Origin of the sequence: uncultured Cocleimonas sp. (assembly GCF_947495625.1) — a bacterium.
Taxonomy (GTDB): Bacteria; Pseudomonadota; Gammaproteobacteria; order Thiotrichales; family Thiotrichaceae; genus Cocleimonas.
Genome location: NZ_CANLZW010000030.1, coordinates 51,551 through 60,482, shown reverse-complemented (window position 1 = coordinate 60,482; position 8,932 = coordinate 51,551). Strand labels below are relative to the sequence as shown.

6 protein-coding genes are annotated in these 8,932 nt (G+C 41.2%); 4 read left to right on the top strand and 2 right to left on the bottom strand.

The features are described 5' to 3' along the window. Nucleotides 1-121: 121 nt before the first annotated feature. On the bottom strand, nucleotides 122-343 hold the full coding sequence (locus Q1A31_RS15820; protein ID WP_299878895.1) for a hypothetical protein: 222 nt from the start codon (nucleotides 341-343) through the stop codon (nucleotides 122-124). A gap of 158 nt (nucleotides 344-501) precedes the next feature. Here Q1A31_RS15820 and Q1A31_RS15815 point away from each other — a divergent pair, with 158 nt between their 5' ends. From Q1A31_RS15815 to Q1A31_RS15805, 3 genes are all read left to right on the top strand, one after another. After that, complete coding sequence (locus Q1A31_RS15815) at nucleotides 502-1,356, top strand: midcut-by-XrtH protein (RefSeq protein WP_299878892.1); 855 nt, start codon at nucleotides 502-504, stop codon at nucleotides 1,354-1,356. Between the two features lie 40 nt (nucleotides 1,357-1,396). Next, the gene (locus Q1A31_RS15810; RefSeq protein WP_299878889.1) at nucleotides 1,397-2,215 is read left to right on the top strand and encodes a sterol desaturase family protein; all 819 of its coding nucleotides are present in this window, start codon (nucleotides 1,397-1,399) and stop codon (nucleotides 2,213-2,215) included. A 162-nt stretch (nucleotides 2,216-2,377) separates the two neighbouring features. Continuing rightward, complete coding sequence (locus Q1A31_RS15805) at nucleotides 2,378-3,271, top strand: recombination-associated protein RdgC (RefSeq protein WP_299878886.1); 894 nt, start codon at nucleotides 2,378-2,380, stop codon at nucleotides 3,269-3,271. 146 nt (nucleotides 3,272-3,417) lie between these two features. Here Q1A31_RS15805 and Q1A31_RS15800 read toward each other — a convergent pair whose 3' ends face one another. Next, nucleotides 3,418-4,203, bottom strand: coding sequence for a hypothetical protein (locus tag Q1A31_RS15800; RefSeq protein ID WP_299878883.1), 786 nt, complete (start codon nucleotides 4,201-4,203; stop codon nucleotides 3,418-3,420). Nucleotides 4,204-4,802: 599 nt separating this feature from the next. Between Q1A31_RS15800 and Q1A31_RS15795 the strand changes: the two genes are divergently transcribed. Next, nucleotides 4,803-8,849 (top strand): choice-of-anchor O protein, encoded by a 4,047-nt coding sequence (locus Q1A31_RS15795; protein ID WP_299878880.1) that lies wholly within the window; start codon nucleotides 4,803-4,805, stop codon nucleotides 8,847-8,849. Nucleotides 8,850-8,932: the final 83 nt, after the last annotated feature.

Genomic DNA, 8,932 nt, shown 5'->3' with positions numbered 1-8,932 from the left:
CAGATCCTCCCAGACATAAGAAAAGCGAGCCTCAGATGAAGTTCGCTTTCTAATGGTAAACTGTGGGACAGTAGTGAGGTCACCCCCCCACTTTGAGCCGTTTTTTTAGAATGGTTTAAGTTTAAGGAGTCAGCTTTCGATATATATTCACCAAAGCTGATTCTATCAATAACAGAACGAAGAAAACGAGCCCACTAAACAATTTAACTTTGTCATCTTCCTCCTGAGTTGGATATAACTCTTGAGAGCCATAAAAATAGTAGGATAAGTTTAAAATCATTGCAGCTGCGATGATGATGATTAGCGCAAGTAATATGTTTTTTTGGTGTTTTTTCCAGAACATTCTTAATAAATACCTATGTTAATTGAAGGTGCGCTTCTTTTTTATAGTAAATCGTTTGTGCTAGACTGTATTCAAGATAATTAAACAATATAAAAATAATCACTCCATTATCTGTCTCTGATTCAGTAATTTTAACCAATACTTAAGGAAGATACAGGATGAAAAAGCGAGAAAAATTTTTTACTAAAGTTGGATTCAGCATAGCACTATCTTTTGTTTTAACCTCAAACGTATTTGCAGGTACACCTAATCCAATAGGTACTATGACCTATAGTATTCCGGGAGCTACAGCAGTCCCTACGTTAAGCGGCACGATGCTTATTGCACTTAGTTTATTGTTATTTGCGGTTGCTTTTAGGGTTGCCAAGCAGAAAGGCGCTGGAAAGATGTTTATTACGTTGATTGGTGTTAGTGCATTATCTATTGGTGGTAGTGGGATTAAATTGGTATCTGATGCCAAAGCTTTAATGGGAGCTTCTTTACCTTTGAATACTGGTCCTACAACGGGCGAAGTAGATTTGTATCCGGGTTTTAATATTTTTGAAAATCAAAATGCTCAAACTGTAACAATTCAGAAAATTAATACGCCAGGTTATTCTTGTGGCGCAACAATAGCATTAGAAGGAAAGCCACAAACTTTGGCATTACCAACACTGTCAACTTGTACCGAATCTCTTGAAATTTCAAATGGAAGTGTTTGTGACCTTCAATGTGATGCTATTGTTGAAGTTTCAGATATACGCCTCAAACAAAATATCAAATATCTCCGTACTCTTGAAAATGGTTTGAAGATCTATTCTTTTAAATACCTTACGAGTGTGTCTAATTCTAGAGAGGCACAAGTTGGTGTTATGGCTCAAGATCTTCTGAATGATTCTAGATTTAAAGATACAGTGATCAAAACAGAAGATAATCATTACGCCGTTAATTATGGATCTATCGGTTTAAAAATGATTACTTTAAATCAATGGAAGGCCTCTCCAGAGAATATCTTTTATAACCAGAAACTTTAAGATAATAGAGAGCTGTTGTTATTTTCATTAGATATTGAAAATGGCTGATTACATTCAAAATAATTATTACGAACTTCAATTTGCCATCATTTTTGGTGGCATGTTTGTTTTTTTTATACTTGAAGGTTTTATTCCTCGTCGAAACCCCAGTCAAAATCAAACTGGGAGATGGTTTAACAATATTGGTCTAGCTTTTTTTAATCATTTTATTGTTCTATTCTATTCAATCGGACTAGGTTTTGTTATTCAAAAGCTACACTCTGACACAACACTTGTTCGCCATTTTCAAATATCAGATATTAACATTTTCATATTTCTTGTTTTTTTGATGGAGTTCATTACCTATTGGTTACATCGTGCTTTTCATAAATCCCCATTACTTTGGAAAATCCATGCGGTTCATCATTCTGATGTTGAGATAGATGTAACCACAGGTCATCGCCATCATCCACTTGAGCCTATGATTAACGGGCTTATCGCGACACCACTTATTATCTTTCTAGGTGCCCCGGTGATAGTCATTGCAATGGTTAATATTCTCCATGCCGCAATCGCACACTTCAGCCATAGCAATATTGTTTTACCAGAACGACTTGATTTTTACTTACGAAAATTTATAGCAACTCCTGATTTTCATCGTATGCATCATTCAAGTCAGAGAAAATATACTGATAGTAATTTTTGCGTCATGTTTCCCATTTTCGATTACTTTTTTGGCACAGCAACTCGTTTACCTTATAACGAATTGCCTCAAATGGAGGTCGGTCTTGAATACTGTAGAGAAGCTAAAGATAACAGACTAGATCAACTCCTTCTGATGCCGATAATATCTAAGAAGTCTCAAAACTCGACTAACTAACACATACATAATAGTTTCAATATTAGAATCTCCACCTCCTTTTTAAGGCATTTTTAATAAGAATGTTAAGAGTTTTTCTATTAACAACATCCCATTTACTGCATAATTCCCGCCCTTAAAAACACAGTTTTAAAAACAAAAAAGGGCTAACAAGGACAAATTATGTGGTTTAAAAATCTCTATCTTTATAACTTTGAAAAAGAATTTCCCTTAAATGCAGAGGAGTTGCATGAAGAATTGGCGAAGAAGCCTTTTGTTCCGTGTTCTGCTACTCAACGTGAAAGTGCGGGTTGGATTCCTCCTTTAGGTAAGAACGCAACTTCATTCACGCATGGATCAAATGGTTATATTTTATTAAGCATGGCACGTCAGGAACGTATTCTTCCTGCATCTGTGATTAAAGAAACCTTAGATGAAAAAGTAGAAGCGATCGAGCTTAAAGAAAACCGTAAAGTGAGTTCTCGTGAAAAGAAAGATTTGCGCGAAGATATCGAGCACGAATTGTTGCCAAGAGCATTCAAACGCACTCAAAAAATGGATGCGTGGATAGATCCTAAAAATGGTTGGTTGATTATAAATACACCTTCGGGACCTCGTGCAGAAGCATTCACAAAATTACTTCGTAGCACATTGGGTACTTTACCAGTGACATTGCCAGAATCAGAAACGTCTCCAGCAGTTGCTATGACCGAATGGTTAAGCAGTTCTAAAACACCTGAGCCTTTTGAGTTAGGTTTTGAGTGTGAGTTAAAAAATCAGGGCGATGACAAAGGCAGTGCAACATTCAAGCAACATGATCTAACCCTGGATGAAGTACAGAAAAGTTTAGAAGCGGGTAAATATGCAGCGAAGCTGGCTTTGGAATGGGATGAAAAAATCAGCTTTGTATTAAGTGAAGACTTACAGATCAAAAAGCTTAAATTCCTTGATGTGCTTGAAGAAGAATTAAATGATAACGATCCAGAATCACACGAAGAGCATATGGATATTCAGTTCTCTTTGATGACCGGCGAAGTTTCGTTAATGCTGAAAGACTTGATGCGAGTGCTTAATTAGCCATTATATTAATTAAAAATGTCACCCCCCCTACTTTAAGGCACTTTTTGGAAATAGTGCCTTAAAGTAGGGGGGGTGACTTACGTCTAACAAAGCATTTCTTTTCTTCACTGTAAAATAACGGAAAGAAAATTCAGTTTCGGTTACTACTTATTAATGGAAGATCTAATAGCGATTTTATGCACTTTACCTTTATCATCAGTTATCGTGTATTGCTCTTGTAAATAGCCCTTACAAATGCTTAATAATGGATTAATTTCATCATCAAGCCCGTCATCTTGAGGGCAATTAGTGTTTGTCAATCCAGACTGCGCGCCATTATTTCTGTCAGTATCGGTACCCCAGTCTTCAAGCAGTGTAGCGATCGAATCATGATCTGTCAGTGTAGCCGGTAAGACCGAAGTAAAATGTGATTCACAATTCATCTCCTGTCCATTTACCGTTGCCGCAATATTAACGACGCCACTTTTGTAATTATAGGTGATGTTTCCTTTTGCTGAAGATCCATCAGAACAACTAATGTCAGCAGTTTCGACTTTGGTAACATCTACAACATTTAAACTGGGAATAGCACTACCACTGTCACTGTCTTCTAGCGTGAATTTGCTACTCACATTGTCATATAGGCAGTCATAAATAATATCGCCATCGCTGCCCGATTGAGATGTTGAGGTATTTGCAACTCCCCCAACATCGAAGGTTTCTACATCAGAACAGGTGAATGGGATTGTTGTTGAAAAGTCTGGACCGATGTCGTCTGAATCAGAGGTATCGGTTGAATCAGTTGAATCAGAAGTATCATTTACATCTGTGGCTTCGCTTGATTCAGTTGCATCGCTTGTTTCAGTTGTATCGACTTCACTGTCTCCACCCCCACATGCCGCAAGTCCTAAAACAAGTAAAATTGTACTTAATATCTTGAATTTTTTCATTTTTTTATCTCCCATATTTAATTATATTTTGAATTCCAATTTTTTGTTCTTAATCTGCCTGACTGATTTTGTTTAAAGGTAAAAGGTCTGGATACATTGATCATTCATGAAAACAAAAACGTTGTTATCTAGTTTTTATCTATAAGCACTATCGCATTGAAAATCCTTATCCAATGTCGGTTTTATGTTGTCCCTATTAAAGGAAAAATACTGTTGTTGTAAGGCGAAATATTTAAAAAATTAGTAAATTCATGCACTAGGAGTACCATACTGAGATCTTCAACCAGCAAATGTCAATCACCATATTTAAGCAAATTAACAATTGTTGATTAATAAAATAAAAAGTAATGATATAAATCAAGAATGTTGAAAATCTTCATTTTCTTTTGAACTTTTCACTGTCTGTCTAAATTTTTTGAAGTTATTGTAATTTGCACGCACGCTTATTTTTTCTTTTTTGAAACACATTTCTTTTGTTTTTAAATATAAGCGCTATCACAGGGTATAAAAATAATTAAGCCCATTTAGAAATGTAAAAAGATGGTTTTTTTGTTCTTACATTTCTATATTTTTTAACTTAATGAGAATGAGGGAATCAAATGAAAAATAGAATTATTCTATCAACAGTTCTCACTGCTCTAAGTTTAAGCACATTCAATGCTTATGCTGATGATGGTGAACGACTGGTAAGGAATGTATCCAGTTCACCCGGAAATACCGAAAACCCGGAACCCGAAGGTGAACACGCCTTTATTAAAATGATGAACTTTCATGTGCCAAGCCAGAATGCGGCTGGTGAACTAGTGCCGATTGAGTACAAAAACATTGATGAAGTGTTGGTTAAAACCGAGACCAAGGCCAAGCCCCTGATTAATGCATACGTTTACGGCCCGGTTGTTGGTTTTGAGAACCCTGAGGCTTCAGGTTTCTCTGGTCACGGTCGACGTGATGCGTTTGTTGCGGTGAGTTTAGATGATGGCGAAACCTGGAAAAATACCAATCTGTCCAACTCTGCAGATAAAAGTTCTTTTGCTGTTTCAACTCCATTGCAGGATCCTGGTGTTGCCGAAGGTGAAGGCAGTGTGATTGAGTTTGATCCTGCTGGCCCGACACTCGAAGAGGTTTCATGGGACGCCAAAAACAATGGTGGTAAGCTTCATGTCCACGGTGATACAGAGACGGATAAACGTGAGCAAGTCACCATCCGCAATGCCGTTACCAAGGATGATCTGTTTACAGTCAGATCCCAAAAAACGGGAGAATTCGAGAAAGAGCGTAGGCTGTCCGATGATCCCTGTTTCATTCAAGCAGGAGTCGATGGTGTTTTCGGGCCTGCTTTGGAAGTCGAAGGCTCAAGCGAGGAGTGTGTCGGCCCTAATACTGGTGGCAACACACTGATTACTGACTACCCTGGTGACGTACCTAATGTCTTCCACGCAGTGGCAGGTAATAAGGTTCTGGTCGCCTGGCATAGTAAATTTTGTTCTTCGGGTAACCCGGTCTGGAGTAGTGAGTTTCCTCGTGAAGAAGTTGCCGCTTATCTTGGTGTTGATAACACCAGCGATCTCTACTTAACTGATATGTTTGGTGCTGCGGGCTCGCAAGATTCAACAAATTACAACGAGCTTGATGCTGCTCCAGTAGGCGAAGTACCCTACAGTTGTCTATGGAGTGCACGTGGTGTAATGCGCGAAGATCCTGTAAATGAAGGTAAATCACAAATGGTCTGGTTTCAGGCTGAAAGATTGACTTCTGGTGCACGTGATGTAAACCGTGTCGAAACATCCTGTGTAGCTGGTGCCGGTTGTGCTATTACCTGGCAGGAAGACCCGGAAGGTGTTCGCCCAGGTGAAGGTGAAGGTCCGGGAACGGGCTGGTCTGGCGCAACAACTGCCAGTAAAACCGATATCTGGTACAGCTTTGTTGAGTGGGAAGACTTCGATATCGTTGACAATGATGGCGAGCCACTACCACTGGCTGATAATGGCTTAGAGGAAGTATTCGATACCAATCGTCCAGTGCCTTATGTGCCTATGATGTCTGCAGTTCGTCTAACTAATAATGATCGTTGTACATTCCCAGTTGACCCTGAAGATGCAAGTTTCTGTAATAATTCTTTAGCTGCTCCATATGGCATTATTAATCAGTGCGTAGGTTCGGTTGAAGTTCCTTTTGGAAACGCGGGTAATCTGAATCCAGTATGTGTCGTTGACTCGAACAAAGACGGCACTATGAATGCTGGTGACATGCCTAATCTGGCCAATAATGCAGCTAGTCGTCCTCGATTGAATCTGCAACCACGCGATTCTGATGGTGATGGGGTTGTGGATGATGCCTGGGTGGTGATTGTATCTGAAGAGGACAAGGGTCTGGGTCGCTACGGTTTTATAAATACCGAAGAATGGGAGCTTGGTAATTTGGAAGATACTGCAGAAGAGACTTGTATTGACCCACCTCAGCAACCTGATGAAGAGACTGGTTGTCAAAAGGCTGACATTGGTAAAAATGTGTTCTGGACTAGTTTCAATCTAGGTTCACCAAATACCTCTGCGGGTGTTGGTGTCGAGTATAGTCTAGTGAGTAACGTTCTGTCTCAAGGCGCTCAGCTTAACCAACCTGAAGTTAACTGGCGCACCGGAACCTACTATCCGCCTATGAGTACGGAGCAGATGTGGGACTTTTCAAATGATAGTGTTGATCTTAATTACCTGATTTTCAATACTGAGATTGCACGTCGTACCAGTATGATGTCACAGCCGCTTAGCAAGGCTCTATCTGGTAATGGACTGGTAGCAATGCCATTGTGGAAACAGGGTATCGTCAATCAGGGTGGACCTGCTGATATTAGTACCCGTCGTTTTGTTGTCAATACAGGAAGCGGAGAAACATGCCCCATCGAGGTTGATGCGGATGTCCCCAGCGTTGACTCCGCTCGGTATTTCTTACTGCCGAATGGGAAAGGGAGAATCGAGTTACAGGTCGATGGCCTTGATGGAGATCTAACAACTCAGGTGCGTGTGAACAACGCTGTAACCGATGATAAGATTGTTCAGCGGTTTTACGATGCTGATGATGCATGGACCGAGTCCACAGAGGATTTCCTTTTCAGGATCGCGGTAGGCCCAGGCAGCACTCGACCAGTTCCGTGTTCTATACAGTTGGCGGATGTTGATGGTTCTCTGGAGTTTGGTCCTTGGATAGCGGTCGAAAACGCCCCAGCAGACTGTTCAGGTCCGATCCCTCCTGCTTGTGACGAAGAAGTCACTACCATGGCCGCAGTGGATGAAAGAACGGAAAACCCTTACTCAGCAAATAATATGGTCTGTGCTTGGTATGACGGTGAAGGTGGTGAGCACCAAGGTGTGAAGTATTTCACTGACGGTTCCAACCCTTACTATCCTTACGGCCTATGTATGTCAGCCCCGATAAACTTATCTGCTCGTACGCCATATAAGTGTGAGGCTAGTGGTGAGGCTGATGGCTCTTGCCCTGGTGTTTCTGATATGACTTGTGTGGATGACGCGGCATTTGGTCAACTTTGCTCTTCAGAGAACAATCCTGAAGACAATAAAACTTACGATAAATTAGTGAGCTGGTACGAATGTCCGGGGTGGAATGGTGCAAATATCAGTGGTGATGCTGTTCAAAATCCCGCAACTTGTGGAACTGAGCCCGATAGTGCAATGCTCATGAGCAATATGGATGATGCATCCTGGTATAATCCGCTTGAGGTATCTAAAGCGCATCGAGGTTACCTTGATGGTAATCATATCATGATGATCTACGCCTGGTCTCCCAACTGGAAACTCAATAAAGTAGGTAACGATCGTTATGAGCTTTATACTCGACGTTCATTCGATGGAGGTCTCACTTGGGGTACAACTCCAACGAGCTTTACCGCTAGCAATGGTTTGACTTACAGTGGCAGCGGTACAACTACTTGTGAAACCATGCGCGATGCAGACTCCATTAATAGTACGCACATGTGTACTGCTTATGCAGCAGGTGTTCCCGAGCAGTCTCGTAATGTGTCACAGCTGAAGTCAATGAAAAACACTATCCTTGATCCACGCTACACAGCTGCTGGTGGGATTCCACCCAAAGGTGTAACCGATCCTGGGAACATTGAGTGGGGTACCTTTGAGGCTATTAACCCAACTGATATCCTGAACCCATCACGCAACTTCGTGGTCTTTGAAGACGGTGATAACACTACGGTTGAATTTGGTGAAGCAGAGCCTTTGAATCTGGCTTATGGTAGAGCTGAGCGCTTCGGTGATCACTTCACAGTGTGGAGTGAGATTGATACTGGTGTAAGTGATCCAGCTGCCGATTGTTATCCTAGTAACGCCCATGGTGATCCGGACGTAGCCTGGGCAGCAGGTACCGGATTCTGTAATGAGTTCGATACACTGGAAGGCTTCAAGGATGCTCTGTCCGAAGAAGCTAGTATCACGGCCAGCGCGGGCGGTGACTTCCTATACGGTGTTTGGGGTCAGTTCAATGTAGACTCGGAAACCGGTGAGTTCATCGACGGAGACTCCATGTTCCGCCGCGTCATGTACCTGGATGACTACATCTCTCCAGATAACGCTTACACGTTGCCTGGTTCTAGCCAGACGGGTGATCCGGATCCTGAGAACTAAACCCGCGCAGTGATGCGCAGAACCAAAGCACATCGGATTGCTGAAATAGAGTCTGATGTGTTTTAAAAGCTAAACTTAAAAAC

Coding starts and splice junctions, on each gene's coding strand:
- Q1A31_RS15820 (WP_299878895.1), bottom strand. CDS start 343: ATGTTCTGGAAAAAACACCAAAAAAACATATTACTTGCGCTAATCATC.
- Q1A31_RS15815 (WP_299878892.1), top strand. CDS start 502: ATGAAAAAGCGAGAAAAATTTTTTACTAAAGTTGGATTCAGCATAGCA.
- Q1A31_RS15810 (WP_299878889.1), top strand. CDS start 1,397: ATGGCTGATTACATTCAAAATAATTATTACGAACTTCAATTTGCCATC.
- Q1A31_RS15805 (WP_299878886.1), top strand. CDS start 2,378: ATGTGGTTTAAAAATCTCTATCTTTATAACTTTGAAAAAGAATTTCCC.
- Q1A31_RS15800 (WP_299878883.1), bottom strand. CDS start 4,203: ATGAAAAAATTCAAGATATTAAGTACAATTTTACTTGTTTTAGGACTT.
- Q1A31_RS15795 (WP_299878880.1), top strand. CDS start 4,803: ATGAAAAATAGAATTATTCTATCAACAGTTCTCACTGCTCTAAGTTTA.